Raw genomic sequence first — 21,504 nt, 5'->3', positions numbered from 1 at the left:
AACAAATAATCAGTACGACCATGTGGTTACCTTCTACACCGATTCACCATCCCGGTTTACCCGCCACCGCTCACGGGCGGGGTTATGCCGACCTCACCAGAATGACGGTTGTCCCGCTTGCCACCAGTCGCTGGCGGGTGTGGACCTGGGTCGTCGGGTTGTTGTTGATCATGGCCTGGACGCAGCGGGTGCAGGCCCAGGCCACGATTACCATTGCCAAGAAAGCGCAGTCGGAAACGGCAGGTCAGCAGTTTGGCTTTACGTCCACCATTCCCGGCGGGAGTACGTTTAATCTGACGGATAATGCGGCTTTTATTGGCGTGCAGGATGTGGGTGTAGGAGTTACTAATAGAGTTTGGGTGGTGGCAAAGCCAACATCTGGTGTAGATGGGCTGGTGTATTACCGCAATCCGGGAAGCACCAACTGGACGGCAACGACGATTTTTGCCAATAAAATAGATGTGGATCAAAATGGAACGGCTTACATCATTAATTCGATTGGAGATGTCTATAGCACTTCGGATGGCATAAGCTTAACCCGTTTAGGGGGGCCTACTTTTGTCGATGTTGGCGCTTCGGCAGGCGCTTCACAGTTTATCTATGCCTTGGGGGGCAGCGGGGCCTGTAAAGATTTGTATTTTTATAATGGAGCTGGTTTTGTGCAAGTCCCCGGAGCCTGCGGAACTCGGTTGGACGTTGCTCCCGATGGAACGGTATGGCTGGTGTACGCTGGTGTGATTTACCATTTGTCAATATCGGGCACAGCCTTTAGTATTATTGGCAGTTATCCAAACACTTGGCAGGATGTAACCGTAGCTGCAGATGGAACCGTTTGGGCTGTCAACGGGAATTTAATGCCTTATCGGTTACAAGGGGGGGCTTTTGTAATAGATTCCAATATTGGTGGTGAAATTACTGTAGGCGTTTCGGCTGGATCAGATGGCGATACGCCGTATTTAATACAGTATGTTGGTGGACGATTATTTCAGAGAAATGAAGATGATTCATTGCTCGACGATCACACTGTTAATACAGTTGATGCCAATACCGTAAGTTACAATGTAGCTCCCGGCACCTATACCATTACCGAAAATAGTCCACCTTCCCCTTGGCAGTTAACCAATGTACGAACGGCTGGCGGGACTGCTTCACCTAACATAATAACTCGTAGCGTAACTATTACTGTAACAGCGGGACAAGCAGGCTATGTGGAGTTCGATAACGCGTTTATCAATTCGGCGGTTGTTTCCAATTCTTGTGGTGTTCCATATGTCGAAGACTTTGGTTCTGCGGGAACAACGACCCCAACCGTAGGTCCAGCTCTACCAAATGGTTACACATCGTACCACTATGACCCGGTACTCCTTGCGGGTGGAAACTATTTTCTCTTGAATGATATGGCTACAGTCGGAATTCCCGGCAAGCTTGATCATACGCCGGGAGATGTAGGAGGTTATATGGTACTTATCAATTCCGGACACACACCCGATGAGTATTTTCGCCGTCGGTTCACTGGTTTAGTTCCAGGAGCAACGTATTTCCTCTCTTTGTATGCGGAAAATTTTACCAATGCCCGAATCGTTCCCAACCTCATTTTGGAAGCCCGGAAAATAGATGGCTCTCTTCTCGCGTCCTATACATCTGGTGATATTCTGTACGATGGTATACAATGGCATAAATACCAGTTGGAGTTTACTGCGGATGCATCAGGCACCATTGATTTTATTGTCCGTAATAACCAGCAACTATTAGGAACGGATGGCAACGACATCGCCATCGACGACATCACCATCGGCGTCGGTTGCGACTTCGGTGATGCCCCCGATACCTACAAAACCACCCTCGCCAACGGCGGTCCCTCGCATAAAGGCTCGGCCAACCTGCGGATGGGGACGTTGCTCGATATCGAAACCGACGGTTTTCCCAGCACCGCCAACGGCGATAACCTGGACAACATTAACGACGAAGACGCCGTCACCTTCGGCGTACTTTGCACCGGCAGCACCAGCCTGACGGCCCTCGTCGTCAACGTCAACAACCCCGGAGCGCCCACCGCCCGGATCATTGGCTGGATCGACTTCAACCAAAACGGCATTTTTGAAATCTCGGAAGGCGCTACCATTGCCGCGGGTAGCTCGGGAAGTTACACGCTGACCTGGACAGGCATCAGCGGTTTGGTACCGGGAACGACCTACGCCCGTGTCCGGCTCACGAGCGATCCCACCATTACGGTTGCTACCCCCGGCGGTTCGGCTGCTGACGGTGAAGTGGAAGACTATCAAATTGTGATCAACCCCGGTGGGGGCACCATCACGGCCAGCCCCACTGCACTCACCACCTGCTCGGGCGATCTGGTTTCCATCAACTACACCACCAGCCCGGCGGGGCAAACCGTTCGCTGGGTGCGGATGCCGGGCAACGTCACCGCCCTCGGCAGCGTGAGCGAAGCCCTCAGTGCCACCGGCACAACGCCAACCTCCTATACCTACACGGCCATCATTGCCGACCTCTACGGCTGTCCGAGCAACGTCGCCACCACCGTCGTCACCGTCAACCCGCGTCCGATCATCACCCCCTCGGTCTGTTCGCAAACCATCTGTTCGGGCCAAACCGGAGCCATCACCTTCACCTCGTCCGTGTCGGCCACCATCAACTGGCTGCGGGTCGAGGACGGGGCTACCGGAACCGGCAACATCAGCCAACTCTTTGCCACCGCCGGGACCAACACCTACAAAATCTGGGGTGTCAGTGCGGCCCCGGCTTCGTGTCCGTCGTCCACGACGATTACCTGTACCATTGTGGTGAATAACTGTTGTGATCTGGTAGCCAACGCCTTGCCAACTTCTGTGACCAGTTGTTTATCGCCCAATACCGGTTCCATTGCCATTACGTATACTGGTACCGGGACATATCAATACCGGGTCAATGGCGGAGCGTTCCAGGCGCTGGGAGCAAGCCCGGCCATCATCACCAACCTGGCGGCTGGCTCATACACCATCGTGGTGCAGGCTGTCGGAACACCAACCTGTTCGCAAACGTTGGTGGCAAGCGTCAATGGACCCGTTTCGCCGGTGATCAACGCCTTCAGCAACAGTCCGTTGTGTGCCGGTAGCACCCTGTCATTGTCGGCCACCAGCGGCCTGACCACCTACGCCTGGAGCGGCCCCAACGGTTTTGTCAGCAACCTGCAAAATCCGACCATTCCCACGGCCACAACCGTGGCGAGTGGGGTCTACTCCGTATCGGTCGTCAATGCGGTCGGTTGTACGGGAAGTGCGTCAACCACAGTGACCATTGCCACCCAACCCAGTCTAAGTATTACAGCCGGTTCGGGTCTGACGATTTGCTCCGGACAAAGTACAACGCTGAACGTGGGAGGGGCCAACAACGCGCCCGTGACCTGGACCAACAACCTCGGGCAGAGTGGCTCGGGAACGACGATCAACTTTGCCGGTGTCACCAACCTGAGCGGACAACCGCAGACCATCACCTATGTGGTGTCGGCCAACGCCGGGGCGTGTTCGGATAGTAAAACCGTCGATATCATCATAAAACCCGTACCGATTTTGCAGGTCATTCCGCAACAGGCCGTCATTTGCGCTCAGGAACAAACCAATGTCAAAGCAACAAGCACCCCGGCAACGGCCACCATCAACTGGACGCGAACGCCAGCAAGTGGCTCGGGAACAGGAACCGTAACCGTCAATGAGACTTTACCGGCCGGAAATTATACCTATACGTTTACGGCAACGGAAGGGGGATGTACGAGCAGCCCCGTAACGGTGCCACTAACGGTAAACAATTGAGTCGGGCCGTGGATGCGGCAGTTATAACGCTTAGTTATAAATTCATTATGAAGCACCTATTTTCGTTTCAGCATCATCAGGTTTTGGGAAGAATAAACCCGTCAGCCATGAACATTTATACTACCAACCGGGGCATGCATCCGACTAAGGGGGTGGCCGGTATACTGGCTTCTCCCGCTTTTACCAGATTAACCAAAACCGGGTGGCCGGTCGGGCGACGAAATCTCTGCTTCGTATTGTTGCTGATCCTGACCATCGGTTGGATCCCCGCAGCAAAAGCGCAGTGCAGCGGCCCCAACCTGCTGACCAACCCAAGCTTCGAGTCGCCGGTGGTAACGGCGAATACGAACAATCTGGTCGCTTCCATACCGGGTTGGACCAACCATTCGATCGATCCAACGACGGTAAACGTCTTTAGACCGAGTGGTGTCCTCACCCAAATTCCCTCTACCCCTGCCAACGGGAGCCAATACATCGATTTGCAAGGATCTTTAGGGATCATGGATCAAACGTTTACACTGACCGCTCCCGCGGCAATCGCATTTTCCGGATCGTTTTCCAATCGGGTTTCGTCGGTGCCCGGATCGGGATACGTAGGAGGGGATGCCTTTATCCAGATTTTAGACGCTACAGCAACCTATGAGATCGCACTGTCCAGTATCGTTACGTTAAACGCAGCGCTGGGTGACCAAACCTGGGTGACAGCAAGCGGTATTTCATCCGTATTACCCGCCGGAACGTACACCTTCCGTTTTGCCGCCCGGACGGATTATGCCAATTTCGATAACATGTCGGTGTGTGTTGCCAACAATGCCGCCACGTCGTGTGCCAACCGCACCGTGCTGAAACCACAACCGGGCTGGTCGGCCACGGCGTCAGCAACGGCTGCCGGTTTTTCACCAACCGGAGCAATCGATGGTAGCACCATAGACGGAGGAGGTTGGGCTACTCCCGCTAATCCAATCGGCAGCTACATAACGTTTGACTATGGCACATCTCAAAATTTAGTAGGGTTTATCTATTATCCCCGAACCGCAGCGGCTCAGGACATCTATTTGTACACCGTGCAGTCCAGCAATGACGGAATCAATTTTACGACCATTCAATCGGGAAGCATTGCCAAACAAAATGTTATAAATCCGGCTTCGGCTTTTGTTCTCGATGCTGGAAAATCCATCGGTAATCCACTGGAAGTTGATTTTACGACGGCTGTCAATGCCCGGTACATGCGGTTAATTGTCAACGCCACATACCAGGGCTCGTACGGCGTTATCAATGAATTACTGCCCATTGTCTGTTCACCACCCGTTTTGAATGATATTTCCTGCGTTAATGCCAATTTGTTGAATACCGGAACCAACGCTACCGGCACGGGCATCGCAGCAATAGACCGGCTTGATGCCAATTGGGAAGCCGCCTGGGTGCCGAACGCCGGGGGAAACTATGGGCAACCAATCCCCATTTCAGCCATTGCCAATGCCACGTTTGTACCAGCAGTAGTTACCGGTAACAAGGTGCCCGGAACCTGGGCCAACAGCCCCTTTGGCAATGCCAATTGGATCAGTTATACGCAGACTTCCTATGACGCCAGTTGGATTGATCCTACAGCTATTCCTGGAGATCCGAATTCGTATTTTTTCCGGTATCGGTTCAACATCACTGACCCCTATTTGTTGCCAGCTTTTAAATTGACACTCAACTTTTTATCCGATAACGAAACCCAAAATATTTACATCAATGGCGTCGGGCAGGCTCCGCAGTTTGGTTTGCCGGGCGGGGGGTTCTTCCTGTCTAACCAAACGCAAACGGTACTGAAGAACAATTGGCAGTTGGGTCAAAATGAAATTATAGTGCAGGTCTTTTCCAAACCGGGTTTGGCCGGATTTCTGGGGCAAAACATCACCAGTTGCCCCGGTCTCGATTTTGGCGATGCACCAGCCAGCTACAATGTCAGCCGCACGACTTCCGCGGCTGGGCATATTGTTGAAACCGATCCCAACGGGGTTGTCACCTTAAAACTAGGGAACCTCATCGACTCAGAAGCCGATGGTGTCGCGTCGGTTACGGCCACCAGCGATAATACGTCAAATTTTAACGACGAAGACGGCGTTTCATCATTCCCGGTGATTCAGGGAACCAATGGCTTGAGTTTTTCCAATTACACCGTCAATGTGGCCCTTAGCAATAACACGACCACGGCGGCTAACCTCTGCGGCTGGATCGACTGGAACAACAACGGCACCTTCGACGCCAGCGAATCAGTTTGTGTAACCGTCGCCAAGGGCGCCACGTCCGCGCAATTGGTTTGGCCATCGGCCACGCTGACGGGCGTCACGGGAAGCTCCACCGGCACTTTCGCCCGTTTCCGGATTACAACGGATGCTTTGGCAAGCAATAGTGCCAATGGTGCGGCTTCCAATGGCGAAGTTGAAGATTATTTTATTCCGTTCTGCATCATTCCGCCACCAACCGCCACGCTGGCAACACCAGCTACCATCTGTTCGGGCGCACCCGTAACCATCAACTATACCACGAATCCAACCGGTCAGACAGTCCAGTGGATGCGGATGCCGGGCGGTATTACCGGTGTTGGTAACCTGACGGATTTTCCACAAGCAACCGGCACCACGCCCGTGAGCTATACCTATTCGGCCTGGATCAGCAATGCCGCCGGAAGTTGCTCATCGACAACCGTCACGACGGGGGTTACCGTCAACCCCGTTCCCGTCATCACCCCCTCGGTCTGCTCCCAAACCATCTGTTCGGGCGAAACCGGAGCCATTACCTTCACATCGTCCGTGTTGGCCACCATCAACTGGCTGCGGGTCGAAGACGGGTCCACCGGAACCGGCAACATCAGCCAACTCTTTGCCACCGCCGGAACCAACACCTACAAAATCTGGGGTGTCAGTGCGGCCCCGGCTTCGTGTCCGTCGTCCACCACCATTACCTGTGTGATTATGGTCAACAACTGCTGTAGCCTGACGGTCACGGCCTCGGCCAGCCAAACCGCCGTTTGCGTGGGGCAGGCCGTCACCCTGGCAACCTCCATTTCGGGCAATGCCGGAGCGGTGACCTACTTCTGGACGGGGCCGAACGGTTTCACCAGCAATGCCGCCAACCCGACCCTGCCAGCCGCCACCTCGGCCACGGCGGGCATCTATACCGTGACGGTTTCGGACCCCACGGCCAGCACGTCCTGCGTCAAAACCGCTACGGTTACGCTCAATGTCGGTTCGCTCTATGTAGTCGCGACCAGCAACAGCCCGGTTTGTACGACGGGCAGCCTGTCGCTGACGGGTATAGCCGCGGGAGGATCAGGTTCTTACACCTATGCCTGGACGGGGCCGAACGGTTTTGTGAGTGCGGTTCAGAACCCGACGCTCGCGCTGTCGACCACGGCCCAAAGCGGGAACTACAACCTGCTGGTGACCGATACCCAGGGTTGTTCGGGAACGGCTACCACCGCCGTGGTCGTGGCAACCCAGCCGAATTTAACGGTGACCGGTTCACCCAGCCAGACGATTTGCTCGGGCCAATCCACGACGCTGATTGTGGCGGGTTCGAACGGCGCGCCGGTTTCGTGGACCAACAGCCTGGGGCAAACCGGAACAGGAACGACCATTACGTCGGGAACGCTGGTCAACGCCGGAACGGTGCCGATGGTGGTCACCTACCGGATTCGGGCCAGCACCGGATCGTGTTCGGATGAAGAAATTGTACAGGTGGTGGTCAAGCCGGAACCGCGTTTGCAGGTGGTCCCGAATGCGTCGATCATCTGTAACCTGGAGCAAACCAACATAACCGCCACGGCCAATCCGGCCACGGCGAGCATTACCTGGACCCGAACGCCCAACACGCCGAACCCACCCGCAGCGTCGGGCAGTGGCACGGGCAGTGTAACGATCAACCAGGTGTTGCCCCCGGCGACGTATACCTACAGCTTCACCGCGACCAACGGCGGTTGCAGCAGCACGCTGCCCGCGACGGTGGCCATTACGGTGCAGCAGTAGTTTCGCCCCGGATTTGCCCCCAACCCCGGTTTCGCCCCCAACCCCCTGAAGGCCGGGCGGCCGGTGCCGGGCTTTTGACACGGAGTAGAACCGGACATAAGCGTTGTCCAAAGCCCGGCACCGGCCGCCCGGCCTTTAGGGGGTTGGGGGCGAAACCGGGGCGAAACGAAGGTTGGGAGTAGAACCGGACATAAGCGTTGTCCAGAGCCCGGCACCGGCCGCCCGGCCTTCAGGGGGTTGGGGGCGAATCCGGGGCGAAACGAAGGTTGGGAATAAAACCGGACATAAGCGTTGCCCCCAACCCCCTGAAGGGGGCTTTAAAAATCCGGATGCAGAAGCCCCCTTCAGGGGGTTGGGGGCGAAACCGGGGCGAAACAAAGGTTGGGGACCGAACCGGGCTTGGGGACCGAAACCAGTCGAAAGAGCAGATGTAAACTAAAAAGAAGAAGCCCATGGCGACCGACATGTTTTATGGCGCAACACCAGAGCTATTTCGGAAAGCGGATGAACTAAGGAGAATGTTGACACCGGCTGAAAAAATAGTTTGGAAGGCTTTGAGAGCCAATCAACTGGAGGGCTTTCGGTTTAAGTCACAGCACCCGTTGAGCCATTTTATTGCTGATTTTTATAGTCATAAGGCCCGGTTGGTTGTCGAAATCGATGGGGGCATACACCAGGAACGAGAGCAGATGGAATACGATAAAGGGCGCACCCGATTGATGGAAGAGTTTGGAATCACCGTGCTACGGTTTAGCAACGAAGAGGTATTTCACCATCTGCCCTCGGTGCTGGATCGGATTAGAAGCTTTTTACGGATAAGGCAACCGGATTTATCTCCGGATTCGCCCCCAAGCCCGGATTCGCCCCCAAGCCTGGTTTCGCCCCCAAGCCCGGTTTCGCCCCCAACCCCCTGAAGGGGGCTTTAAAAATCCGGATGCAGAAGCCCCCTTCAGGGGGTTGGGGGCGAATCCGGGGCGAAACGAAGGTTGGGAATAAAACCGGACATAAGCGTTGCCCCCAACCCCCTAAAGGGGGCTTTAAAAATCCGGATGCATAAGCCCCCTTCAGGGGGTTGGGGGCAAATCCCGGGCGAAACGAAGGTTGGGAGTAAAACCGGACATAAGCGTCGTCCAAAGCCCGGCACCGGCGCGCCCGGCCTTCAGGGGGGTGGGAGCAAACCGGGGCAAGAATAGCAGCAGATAGATTAAACGATACGAGTATGGGTTCGGTATCAAAATATTGCGTGAACAAACAAATAACCAGTACGACCATGTGGTTACCTTCTACAACGATCTCTCATCCAGCTATACCCTCAACCGGTAGTGGCCGGGGTTTATCCGACCCAATCCTGCCGAAAGTACACGGGTCTTCCGCCGGTCGCTGGCGGGAGTGGGTCGTACTCATCGGGTTTTTGTTCACCACCCTCATCGGGGCGCAGCGGGTGCAGGCCCAGGCCACCATCACCATTGCCAAGAAAGCCCAGTCCGAAACGGCGGGGCAGCAGTTTGGCTTTACCTCCAACATTCCGGGGGGGAGTACGTTTAACCTGACGGATGATGCCGCATATATACCTTTGCAGGATGTAGGGGTTGGTAATAACAATAAGGTGTGGGTGGCAGAAATGCCGCCATCGGGTGGAGGTGTCGGACAAATTTACCACCGGAGCACTGGAAGTACTTCTTGGGTCGCTTTGAGTGGTGCCACTGGCAATCGACTGGACTCGGATAAGGATGGTAATGTTACGTTTGCAAGTAGTGGCGTTTTGTTTCATTCTGACGGTGTTTCAACTATCGGGTTTGGTGGCAATAACATCGTTGATGTAGGATTATCGGCAGGAGCTATCCAATTCACTTACGTGCTGGCGGGCTCTTCTTCCTGCGCAGTCTTAAACCGGTATAATAACGGATTTAATGATTTTACTGCGTTCCCGAATATTTGCGGTACTCGGCTGGATGTAGCACCCGATGGAGCTGTATGGGTTATCGATGGTGTGAATATTTACCGGATTACCATCTCTGGTTCTACAGCTACTGTAACGAATACGTATCCGGGCGCTTATGATGATATCACTGTTGCCGCTGATGGAACAGTTTGGGCTGTCAGTTCCATTGGAAGACAGATGCATAGACTGATTGGTGGTTTGGGTGGTTCTTTTGTTAACGATCCGGGTAGCTCAGGCTTGAGAACTTCCTTTGGTGGTATTTCCGCAGGATCAGATGGCGATGTTCCCTATCTAACTCAATACGCCGGTTATTTAGCATACTCTTCACAATCTGGAAGGTTGATGCAACGGACGGAAGATGGAACTTGGCTCGATGATCATTCGGTTCGCACAACCAACACCAATACTGTTGTATTTGATGTAGCTCCAGGAACCTATACAATCACCGAGTCTACTCCGCCATCAACCTGGCAATTGAGCAACATTATTACGTCGGGAGGAACCGTTTCGACAAACCTGTCAGCGCGCACAGCCACCGTTACCGTCACTACTGGTCAGTCTAGCTTCATTGAGTTTGACAATGTCAACATTATTAGTTCAGCTATCGTCAACACCTGTGGTAGTCCATATGTAGAAACTTTCGGAGTTGCCGGAACAACTACCAGTTCATATGGGCCGGTACTGCCCAATGGCTACACTCCTTATCATTACAATAATTTCGGTACTGGGTCTGTCTTGGGAAATGGAGAGTACGCGATTGTAAATGACGCCGGTAATACTTTTATAGGAAATTCGAGCTATGTTGACCATACTCCCGGTGATGTAGGAGGATATTACATGTTTGTAAATGGGGGCTTTGCTAAAGACGAGGTATTTAGGCGTCGGTTTACCGGTTTGGTGCCGGGAGCAACTTATTATCTTTCCATTTATGCTATAGGTTTTAATACAGATAATATTATTCTGCCTAACCTTTTACTGGAATCCCGTAAAACAGATGGTACTTTATTGGCCTCTACGACAACTGGAGATATTCACATGGTAAATGGAGTTCCAACTTGGCAACAATTTCAGTTGGAATTTACGGCAGATATCAATGGTGTGGCTGATTTTGTTGTTCGAAATAATCAACAGACCTTGGGTGTTTATGGTAACGACTTTGGCATCGACGACATCACCATCGGCGTGGGTTGCGACTTCGGTGATGCACCGGATACCTACAAAACCAGCCTTGCCAGCGGTGGTCCTTCCCACAAAGGATCGGCCAATCTGCGCATGGGGACACTGCTCGATATTGAAACCGACGGTTTTCCCAGCACCGCCAACGGCGATAACCTCGATAATATTAACGACGAAGACGCCGTAACCTTTGGCGTTCTCTGTACGGCCACCACCAGCCTGACCGCTTTGGTGGTCGATGTCAACAACACCGGTTCGCCCTCCGCCCGTCTCATCGGCTGGATCGACTTCAACCAGAACGGCACGTTCGAAGCCTCGGAAGGCGTGTCGATTCCTGCGGGAACGGCAGGCAATTACACCCTCACCTGGACGGGCATCAGCGGTTTGGTACCGGGAACGACCTACGCCCGCGTCCGGCTCACGAGCGACCCCACCATCACGGTCAACACGCCGGGCGGTTCGGCGTCTGACGGCGAAGTGGAGGATTACCAGATCGTGATCAACCCCGGTGGCGGCACCATCACGGCCAACCCCACCGCCCTGACCGTCTGCTCTGGCGCACCGGTTTCGGTTTCCTACACCACCGCCCCAACCGGACAGGTGGTGCAGTGGGTGCGGATGCCGGGTGGCCTGACGGGGGCCGGTGATTTCACGGATTACCCCACGGCCATGGGTTCTACGCCGGTCAGCTACACCTACACCGCCGTAATCCCGAGCATCTACGGTTGCCCGAGCAACATCGCCACCACCGTGGTGACAGTCAACCCCGTACCGGTCATCACGCCCTCGGTTTGTTCGCAAACCATTTGCGTCGGCCAAACCGGGGCCATCACCTTTGTCAGCAGTGTCACCGGCACAACGGTCAACTGGCTGCGGGTCGAAGACGGGGCCACCGGCTCGGGCGACATCAGCCAGCTCTTCACCACCGCCGGAACCTACACCTACAAAATCTGGGGCGTCAGTTCGCCCCCGGCAACCTGTCCGTCGTCCACCACCATCACCTGTACGATTGTGGTCAATCCGACCTCGCTTTCCGAGAACAAAACCCTCGCCATCTGCAACAACGTCACTGTCGATCTGGCCACCTATTTCCCCGCCGGTGGTTCGTTCTCGGCCCTCAACGGGTCGCTGACCGGCACCATCTTCAGTGGCATTGCCTCCGGCGTCGGTTCCTATACGGTGGCCTACGCGCCGGGGAATGTGTGTTCGGCCCCCGCGCTGGCCGTCATCGTCGTGCGGGATTGTACCCCGCCACCCTGTAATTACCCCATCAGTGCGGGTAAAATCGATGCGACCTGCGGCAACAGTGACGGAACCGCGTCGGTTTCCATCGGCGGACTTCCCACGGGAGCCACCACCGGTTTTGCCTGGAGCAACGGAAAAACCGGCCCGAACATCACCGGGCTGGCGGCTGGGGTCTACAGCGTCACGGCCACCATCACTACCGCCAACGGAGCCTGTACGGTGATCGACAGCGTGCAGGTGAACGACATCGGTGCGCCCATCGGCGAAATCGACCTGATTACCTCCGCCGACTGTCTGGGCAACAACGGAGCCGTCGCCATCGACATCACCACCGGCACGGGACCTTTCACGATTTCCTGGACGGGAGCCGCCACCGGCTCGCTGCCCGGTGCCACCCTGGGCGTCACCACAATTCCGAATCTGGCCCCCGGTTCTTATATTTTTAAAATTACCAGCACCAGCACCAATACCGCCTGTTCTTCCTACCTGCCGATCACGGTTCCGAAAGACGACAGCGACCGCATCAGCGTGACGGCCACCCCCACCAATGCCACGGCCTGTGGTTCGTTCTCGGGTAGCATCGTTATCACGGCCATTCCGGCGGTGGGCGTAACGGGACCGTTCTCGTATTCCCTCGACGGCGTGGCGGTGGGCGTTTCGGCCAACACGAGTTTCACCGTGACGGGTTTGAAAGCCGGGGTCTATACCGTGGGCGTCAGCTCGGCGGGTGGTTGTTCGTCGGCCGAAATTCCGGTAACGATCCTCGAAACCGGCGCACCGGCCATCACCGGCTGGACGGTGGTCAATCCGATTTGCCCCGCCGACAAAGGCCAGTTGGTCTTTGCGGGCGGTCAGGCCACGGCCACCTTCGTGGTTCGGGAAGTCACGACGGGTGCCATTGTCAGCCCGGTGGCGGGCATCAGCGGTGCCACTTCCACCACCCTGACCTTACCGGCGGGAACCTACAGCATCGAAAGCACGGCAACCTCGTCGACCTGTACGTCCTTCACCACGGTGACCATCACGGTGCCGGAAGGATTGAAATTCAACGTCGAATACACGAAAGTAACCTGCGCGCCGGGTGGCGTAGCCAACAACGACGGCACGGTTTCGGTCGTCCAGATCATGGGCGGCACCAGCCCGTATTCGACCACGCTGACCAACGCGCAGAATCAGGTGATTGCGCCCTCGTCGCCGGGCGTGTATACCAACCTGGCACCGGGCGTTTACAACGTCAAAGTATTCGATTCGAAAGGGTGTTCGGGTGTTGAAAGCATCTTCGTCACCGTACCCAACTGCGAGCAGCTTTGCCCGGTTATTCCCATGAATACCTTCGTGGTGGATGCCAATTGCGGAGCTTCCGATGGTCGGGCCGTCGCGCAACTCGGTACCTACAGTGAAAACGACGTCGATTACCAGTGGAGCAATAACTTCTCCGGCAAAAACACCAACGGTTTAGCCGCCGGGGTCTACTCGGTAACGGCTACGGTTTTGACCGGCACCTTCGCGGGTTGTCCTTACGTCGAAATGGTCAACGTCAACGACATCGGCGGGCCGGTATTTGAAAGCCGGATCATCAACCCCTCAAGCTGTACGGGTGCCACCGGTTCGGTTTCGTTCAGCGTCACCAGCGGCACAGGGCCGTATGTGGTGTCGTGGACCGGCCCGAGCAGTGGTTCTGCCAACATTGGCAACACCGGCTCCGGCTTCTCTTTCAACCGCACGGGTTTGGCGGCTGGCAACTACGTCTTCACGCTAACCGGCAGCACCTCGTCCTGCAAGAGTACGCAGGATGTCACGATCCCGGTTTCGTCGAGCAGCGCCATTTCGCTGGCGGCTACGCCAAACACGGCTTCAAGTTGCGGATCACAGGACGGTTCGATCAGCCTGACGGCGTCGGGCAGCGGTCCTAATTATACCTTCTCCCTCAACGGCACGGCCTATACCTCCGTGTCCATCAATACCTTAACCATTCCGGGACTACCGGCGGGCGTCTATACCGTCGGGGTTGTGAGTGGGGCCAACGGCTGCGAAACCGAACGGACGGTAACCATTGGCGAAACCGGGGCACCGGTGGTGTCGGGCTGGACGTCGCAGAGCGCAACCTGCCCGACCGACGACGGAACGCTGATTTTCGCCGGTGGACAGGCGGCCAACGTAACCTACCGGGTGTTGCTCGGTTCGGGTGGAACGGTTATCACGACGGTTCCGGGCAATACCTCCGCCACGGTGAGCGTACCAAAAGGGGTGTACGTGGTCGAGCGGAAAGAAACGGTGGGCAGCAGCGTCTGTACCTCGTTCCAGAGCTTCACGATCAACGTACCGAATGGCATCGACTTCAACGTCCAGTACACGCCGGAATCCTGCGGACCGGGTGGCACGGGCAATGGCGACGGTACGCTGCAAGTGGTTCAGATCAACGGCGGAACACCGGGTTATACAATAACCGTTACCGACCTGACAACCGGTATTGCCGCAACGAACCTGCAAAACCTGGGTGGGGGCGACTACAAAGTCAGTGTGGTAGACAGCCACGGCTGTCCGGGCAATGAAGACGCCCTGGTCACCGTGCCACCCTGCCAGATTAAATGTCCGGCTCTGACGTTCGAAACGACAGTGATCGACAACGAATGCGGGAAAGTCAATGGTCAGGCCACGGCGAATCTGCTGGTGGTGCCAGCCGGAGCCACGGCAACGTATTTGTGGAGCAACGGCGCCAACGGCCCGGTGGCTTCGGGACTGGCGGCTGGCACCTACTCGGTTACGGCCACGGTTTCTTCCGCCGACAATGTCTACAATGCCTGTAAATACGTCGAAGTCGTCAATGTGAACGACATCGGTGGCCCCATCCTGTCGCTGCAACTGGCCACAGCCGCGAGTTGTACGGTTGCCAACGGCAGCGCGGTACTGAACCTGAGCGGTACGGGACCCTTCACGATTTCGTGGACCGGCCCAACCACCGGGAGTCAGACCCAGCCGAGTGCGGCTCCGGTGACAATCTCCGGTTTGAAATCCGGTAATTACGTCTTTACACTGACCGGCAACGGCACCTGTAAATCCGTGCTGGACGTCACGATTCCGAGCAACAGCACGACGGTGATCAACGCCACGGCGGTAGCGACCAACGCTACGAGTTGCTTAGCCAACGACGGTCGAATCGTCATCACCGTAACCGGTGGGGTAGGGCCGTTCACCTACAGCCTGAACGGCTACATCGAAGGCGTGAGCAACGTCCGGACGTTTACCCGCACGGGTCTGCCCGCCGGAACGTATCAGATCACGGTGACGGATGCCAACGGATGCTCGGTGACGAAAACCAATGTCATCATCAACCCGGCGGGCCAACCGGCCATCGCGGGCTGGACCAAAACGGACGCCAACTGTCCGGACGAAAACGGCACGATTCAATACACCAATCCGGGAACGGATGCGGGTGCTACCTACGTCGTCACGATTGCCAATACGGCCACGATCATGGGTCAGGCAACGGCCGGAACGCCCCTGTCGCTGACGGTTCCGGGTGGTACCTACGTGATTACAAGAACCACCTCCACGTCCTGCGTATCGGTCACCACCATCACGGTGAACCAGCCCACGGGCATGGATTTCAATATTCAATACAAAAACCCGACTTGTTTGTCGCCCACCTCGGGAAGTCTGACGGTGGTGCAGCCATCGGGCGGAACGGGTGCCGCGTATTCCTACACCATCACCGGTCCAACGGGCGTGGTGGGCAGTGGCGGCACGGCGGCCAATCTGACACCGGGCAGCTACACGGTAACGATGGGCGACAGCCGGGGTTGTACGCTGAGCGAGGTCGTGACCCTGACCAATGGCTCGAACCTGACGGTGGTGGCGGGTGCTACCCCGGCGGCTGTTTGTGCGGGCGGTTCGCTGGCACTCTCGTCTACGGTGACGCCGGCCGGTTCCTACACCTTCGCGTGGAGCGGCCCCGGCGGTTTCACCAGCAACCTGCAAAATCCGACGGTTTCGAATGTGACGCTTGCGGGTAGCTACACCGTCGTGGTAACGGATGCTGCCAATTGCGCAACGACTGCCGTTACCTCGGTGGTGAGCCTCTCGGTCTGTTGCGATCTGGCGGCTACGGCGGTTCCGATTGCCGTCACGAGTTGCGTCACGCCCAACAGCGGGGCCGTTGTTCTGACCTATACCGGTTCGCAGACCTACCAATACAGTGTAAATGGCGGAGCGTTCCAGAGCCTGGGAGCCAGTCCGTTTACCGTGCCGAACCTGGCCGCCGGAACCTACGCGATTGTTGTTCAGGCGGTGGGTGACCCAAGCTGTATGCAGTCACTGACGGCCACGGTTGGCAGCCCGGTTCTGCCGACGGTACAGGCCACGAGCAACAGTCCGCTCTGCGCCGGAAGCACCATCGCGCTGGCGGCCACCGGCGGGTTTACAACCTACGCCTGGAGCGGCCCCAACGGTTTTGTGAGCAACCAGCAGAACCCAACCATTCCGAACGCATCTACGATCACCAGTGGCACCTACAGTGTCACGGCGACAAATGCGGCCGGTTGTACGGCACTGGCGTCGACCACGGTGACCATTGCGACGCAACCCAGTCTAAGTATTACAGCCGGTTCGGGTCTGACGATCTGCTCGGGACAAAGCACCACGCTGGCCGTATCGGGCGACGGCGGAGCGGCAGTCACCTGGGTGAACAGCCTGGGACAAAGCGGCACCGGCACTTCGATCGTCTTTGCCGGTATTGGCAACGTGAGTGGCCAGCCAGAAACCGTCACCTACGTGTTTTCGGCGAAAGCGGGCGATTGTTCGGATAGCAAAATCGTGACGCTGACCATCAACCCGGCCCCGGCTTTGCAGGTGGTTCCCCAGAACGCGGTGATTTGCGCCCTGGAAATGACCAACATTGTCGCCACGGCGAAACCGGCGACCGCGACCATCAACTGGACGCGGACCCCGGCGATTCCGGCCCCGGCCAGTGGTACGGGAACGGGAAGTGTGACGGTCAACGAAGCCTTACCAGCGGGCAACTACACCTACAATTTCACGGCAACGCAGAACGGGTGTACGAGCCAGGTGGTAACGGTGCCGCTGACGGTGCAGAACTAATTTAAAACAACTCTTTACAACTTATAGCCATGAAAACCGTGATCAAACATGCCCTCGTCGTTCTTGCCCTCTTTGCCAGTACGTTGGTGGCAAAAGCCCAGTTTAAAGTCGGGGACAACCCGACGAGCATCAACCCCGGTTCGGTGATTGAAATGGAAAGCACCAACAAAGGGCTGTTGATGCCCCGCATCAGCCTGACCAATACCACCACCTGGGGGCTGGCGGGAACCCCGGCCGCGGGGATGCATGTGTACAATACGAATGCGTCCATCACCTCGACCAACACGGCTTACCCGACGCTGGTGGCCAAAGTGGGAGAATATTACTGGGACGGAACGGGCTGGGTGGCATTGGCACCGCTGGGCATCCAGGATTCTCCGGTGTTGTTTTCGGTTTCCAATACCGCTAACCAGACGGTGGCCGCTTCGGCTACTGATAAAGCGATCTTTGGGGTCAAGAATTATGATAAAAATAACAGTTTTAATTTGGCGACTAATTCATTTACCGTACCGGCCAATGGAACTGGGGTTTATCAATTCAGTACCATTTATTCTTCAACGAACCTAAGCTATTTACAAGGCGTATATGTGCCTATTTATGTAAATGGGATTTTAACTAGGTATTTAAGCGTCGCAAACTGTTCTATTGGCAGTGGTATAGCGGGAGCAGGTACGATTATAATGCCACTTAACGCCGGTGATGTGGTTGATATGAGATTCAATGCCAGTCTCCAACCTGGGCAAACCTCAACGTTTTTCTTTTTCAACTTTACGGGTGCTTTCATCTCGAAATAAAAGCAGAACGTATTTCTTTGAACCGGTTTACTTTCGGAACAATATTTTGGGAAATCACGCGAACCCTGGCTTTCGTATGAGTATAAAAGTGTAGCGTTCCTGAAGTATTCCGGAATATAAAAAGGGTGGCAATCGGTGGGTCGCACCCGTCATTGTGATGATTCATCAGCACGGCAAAGCGTTGGAGTCGTTGCAGAAAAACCGTTAATGAACAGAACCAGAATCTTACCGAAGCAGATATGAAAAATTGGGCTAATGAACATTACCGGTCTGAGAATCGTCCTTGATACCAATATCTTAATTGCAATTATTGGCCGAAAATCACCCTATCGCTGAGTTTGAATGGTGGTGGCAAGAAGTAACTAGTTGATTATTTGAAAGCCAGTTCGTTTTATAGGGAATGCACATTGGATTGGTAGATTATTTGATTGTCAAATCAAATATTGAATACGACAATTGATTGAAGAGTAAACACATAAAGCATTTAACGCAAAGTCAATGATGGGGAATTTTACTAGAAAACGCAGATGGGGTATTTTCCTGACGTTTGTGTTGACCGTCATCAGCCAACTGGCACGGGCGCAGTCGGGCAGTTTTGGCAGTTCCTTCATGCACAGCGGAGGGGAGGGCGGCATTTATGCGCAGCATAATTTCGTCACCGGCAGCGGCACCATCAGCGCCGGCATCATTGGCTCGGAGCGGCAACCCGCCATCGGGATGTACAGCATGGTTAATCCGAACGGAAGCTGGATCAATGCCAGCAATACCGCCTTTGTCGATGGCTACGTCCGGACCTATAACCCTGGCCCGTTCACCTTTCCGGTTGGCGACAACAACCGCTACCGCCCGGCCGCGGTGTCGACCTCGTCGGCAGCAGCGCCCACCACGGCGGCCTATTACGGCGTCGATCCGGGTGTGGCCACCACCAGTAACCTCATGGGCGGCAACTACGGCGTTTTGCCCGGCGGAGGTCTCGCTTTTCCCACGACATCCAAAGCCACCCGCGTCGGCGTGGTCGACAACGTCGAATACTGGGACATCGACGGCACCACGCCCGCGCGCATCACCCTCACCTGGGACAACACCACGCCCATCAACGCGATGGTCGGCACGACCCTCAGCAACCTCACCATCGTCGGCTGGGACGGCACGAAGTGGGTGGCCATTCCGTCGACGGTCGATGCTGCTTCGCTGCTCCAGAACACCAGCGCGAGTGCCTTCACGGGCCTGGCTCCGCAGGTTTCGGCGGGTTCCATCACCACCAACGCCACTGTAGTGCCGGGATCGTTCATCGTCTACACCCTCGCGGGCATCTGCCCACCCACCAGCGTAACGGCCAGCATCACCTCCCTGACGACCTGCTCGGGGGGCGAAGTCGCCATCAACTACACCACCACGCCCGCGGCCCAAACCGTGCAGTGGACCCGGATGCCGGGCAATGTGACCAACCTCGGCAATGTGCTCGATTACCCCACCGCCCCCGGAACCGCCCCGGTCAGCTACACCTACACCGCTGTGGTGACCAGTGCGTTTGGTTGCACCAGCAATACGGCCACCACGATCGTGACCGTCAATCCGCAGCCGATCCTGACGCCCTCGCAATGTTCGCAAACGATCTGTTCGGGCGAAACCGGGGCCATCACCTTCGTCACCAGCATTCCGGGGGGCGTCATCAACTGGGTTCGAACGCCCACCAGCCCGGCTCCGTCGAGCGGCACGGGCAACATTGGCCAGTCGCTGACCAACACCGGCCCGACTTCCCTGACGTATACCTACCAGATCTGGGCGACCTACCCGGCTTCGGTCGCGAGTTGCCCCAGTTCAAACACCATCACCTGCGTGATTGTCGTGGAAAACTGCTGCAATCCGGTGGTAGCGGCCACGAGCAACAGCCCGTTGTGTAGTGCCAGCACCCTGTCGCTGTCGGCCACGAGCGGTTTTGCCACCTACGCCTGGAGCGGGCCGAACGGTTTTGTGAGCACGATGCAGAATCCGACCATCCCCGTCACCACCACCGCAGCCAGTGGCGTCTATTCCGTGACGGTATCCGACGGCATCAGTTGCACGGGTTTGGCCTCCACCACGGTGACCATTGCGACGCAACCCAGTCTAAGTATTACAGCCGGTTCGGGTCTGACGATCTGTTCGGGACAAAGCACGACGCTGGCGGTGTCGGGCGACGGCGGGGCGGCAGTAACCTGGGTGAATAGCCTCGGCCAAAGCGGCACCGGTACCTCGATTTTCTTTGCCGGGATTGGCAACACCAACGCCACCCCCGAAACGATCACGTATGTGGTGACGGCGAGTGCCGGAAACTGTTCCGACAGCAAGGTGGTGACGCTGACCATCAACCCGGCCCCGGTCATTCAGGTGATTCCCGTTCAGGCGGTGGTCTGCGCGCTGGAAATGACGACCGTCACCGGAACGGCTCTATCCGCCACGGCCACGATCAACTGGACACGGACCCCGGCAATACCGGCTCCGGCCAGTGGTACGGGAACGGGTAGCGTGACGGTGAACGAAACCTTGCCCGTCGGCACGTACACCTATACGTTCACCGCAACGCAGAACGGTTGCACGAGTGCCCCGGCCACGTCGCAGGTCACGGTGCAGAATTGATTTTAAACAACTCTTTACAATTTATACCATGAAAACCGCCATCAAACATACCCTCGTCGTTTTTGCCCTCTTCGCCAGTACGGTCGTGGCAGAAGCCCAAATGAAAATCGGTTCCAACCCGACGGTCACCAACCCCAACGCCAACCTGGAAGTGGAAGCCTCGACGCCCAACCGCAAAGTGAAAGTCGATCGGGTGACCGGGCAAATGACGATTCAGGATGGGACCGAAGGAACGGGTAAAATTTTGACATCTGACGCGGTTGGAGGGGCGAGTTGGCAAAAAATTCCCGCTACTGCGATTGATCAATTGCCCAAGATTAGAGTAACAGGAGGTTTTACTCCGGTCTTTACAAGCAATTTTCAATCTCAGGAGGTGCAATACACTACTACTGAATTTACAGAAGGAGGAGCAGCAAAAGTTGGCAACGGATTAAAAGCGCCTGTAACTGGTTACTATCAGTTAAATAGTATCACCGGCCTTCAAAACGGTGCAGGATGCACGGACGTCAATGCGCTCATTGCAACATCTATGAATTTATACATTAATGGAGTTGCAACGGGCGTTTTCGCTGGTAATAATAATTTGACAAGACGCGCGGGTGGGTGGACTAATGCAATTAATGAGCTTTTGCATTTGAATGCTAATGACATTGTAACTATCAAAGTCACCTATTCGGTCAATTATGAACCACCCGGATGTGCAACAAACGTATACACCGGGTCAATGTCGCTTTATTATGTGCCTTAAAACAAAACAGGTCTTGAGTAGCCGAGGTGGAGGAATGCCACACCGACAGGCTGCCTGATGGGTT

General features: G+C 55.9%; 8 protein-coding genes. 7 read left to right on the top strand and 1 reads right to left on the bottom strand.

The genetic code is table 11. The features are described from left to right. The first annotated feature begins 20 nt into the window (after nt 1–20). From ACO064_RS06180 to ACO064_RS06170, 3 genes are all read left to right on the top strand, one after another. Nucleotides 21–3,806, top strand: coding sequence for a GEVED domain-containing protein (locus tag ACO064_RS06180; protein ID WP_421826522.1), 3,786 nt, complete (start codon nt 21–23; stop codon nt 3,804–3,806). Between the two features lie 107 nt (nt 3,807–3,913). After that, complete coding sequence (locus ACO064_RS06175) at nt 3,914–7,819, top strand: discoidin domain-containing protein (RefSeq protein ID WP_421826521.1); 3,906 nt, start codon at nt 3,914–3,916, stop codon at nt 7,817–7,819. Nucleotides 7,820–8,271: 452 nt separating this feature from the next. Further along, nucleotides 8,272–8,733 (top strand): endonuclease domain-containing protein, encoded by a 462-nt coding sequence (locus ACO064_RS06170; protein WP_421826520.1) that lies wholly within the window; start codon nt 8,272–8,274, stop codon nt 8,731–8,733. 419 nt (nt 8,734–9,152) lie between these two features. On the opposite strand, the gene ACO064_RS06165 is transcribed toward ACO064_RS06170, so the two are convergent. Further along, the gene (locus tag ACO064_RS06165) at nt 9,153–9,590 is read right to left on the bottom strand and encodes a hypothetical protein (RefSeq protein WP_421826519.1); all 438 of its coding nucleotides are present in this window, start codon (nt 9,588–9,590) and stop codon (nt 9,153–9,155) included. Between the two features lie 1,269 nt (nt 9,591–10,859). On the opposite strand from ACO064_RS06165, the gene ACO064_RS06160 reads away from it, so the two are divergent. The 4 genes from ACO064_RS06160 (at nt 10,860) to ACO064_RS06145 (ending at nt 21,440) form a co-directional block, all read left to right on the top strand. Next, a complete protein-coding gene (locus ACO064_RS06160) occupies nt 10,860–17,279 on the top strand; it encodes a GEVED domain-containing protein (RefSeq protein ID WP_421826517.1) in 6,420 nt (2,139 codons plus the stop codon). 29 nt (nt 17,280–17,308) lie between these two features. After that, nucleotides 17,309–18,073 carry a hypothetical protein gene (locus tag ACO064_RS06155; RefSeq protein WP_421826516.1) on the top strand — a complete coding sequence of 255 codons (765 nt, stop codon included), beginning with the start codon at nt 17,309–17,311 and terminating at the stop codon, nt 18,071–18,073. A gap of 498 nt (nt 18,074–18,571) precedes the next feature. Further along, the gene (locus ACO064_RS06150) at nt 18,572–20,692 is read left to right on the top strand and encodes a hypothetical protein (protein ID WP_421826515.1); all 2,121 of its coding nucleotides are present in this window, start codon (nt 18,572–18,574) and stop codon (nt 20,690–20,692) included. Between the two features lie 28 nt (nt 20,693–20,720). After that, nucleotides 20,721–21,440 (top strand): hypothetical protein, encoded by a 720-nt coding sequence (locus ACO064_RS06145; protein ID WP_421826514.1) that lies wholly within the window; start codon nt 20,721–20,723, stop codon nt 21,438–21,440. The last annotated feature ends 64 nt before the right edge of the window (nt 21,441–21,504 follow it).

This window comes from Larkinella sp. (genome assembly GCF_965227735.1).
Lineage (GTDB): Bacteria > Bacteroidota > Bacteroidia > Cytophagales > Spirosomataceae > Larkinella.
The sequence above is the reverse complement of the archived record's forward strand: the minus strand, read 5'-3'. Positions and strand labels throughout refer to the sequence as shown.

Bases quoted from the DNA above. Each gene is read 5' to 3' on its own strand.
- ACO064_RS06150 (WP_421826515.1), top strand. From the start codon at position 18,572: ATGATGGGGAATTTTACTAGAAAACGCAGATGGGGTATTTTCCTGACG.
- ACO064_RS06175 (WP_421826521.1), top strand. From the start codon at position 3,914: ATGAACATTTATACTACCAACCGGGGCATGCATCCGACTAAGGGGGTG.
- ACO064_RS06170 (WP_421826520.1), top strand. From the start codon at position 8,272: ATGGCGACCGACATGTTTTATGGCGCAACACCAGAGCTATTTCGGAAA.
- ACO064_RS06180 (WP_421826522.1), top strand. From the start codon at position 21: ATGTGGTTACCTTCTACACCGATTCACCATCCCGGTTTACCCGCCACC.
- ACO064_RS06145 (WP_421826514.1), top strand. From the start codon at position 20,721: ATGAAAACCGCCATCAAACATACCCTCGTCGTTTTTGCCCTCTTCGCC.
- ACO064_RS06155 (WP_421826516.1), top strand. From the start codon at position 17,309: ATGAAAACCGTGATCAAACATGCCCTCGTCGTTCTTGCCCTCTTTGCC.
- ACO064_RS06165 (WP_421826519.1), bottom strand. From the start codon at position 9,590: ATGAAACAAAACGCCACTACTTGCAAACGTAACATTACCATCCTTATC.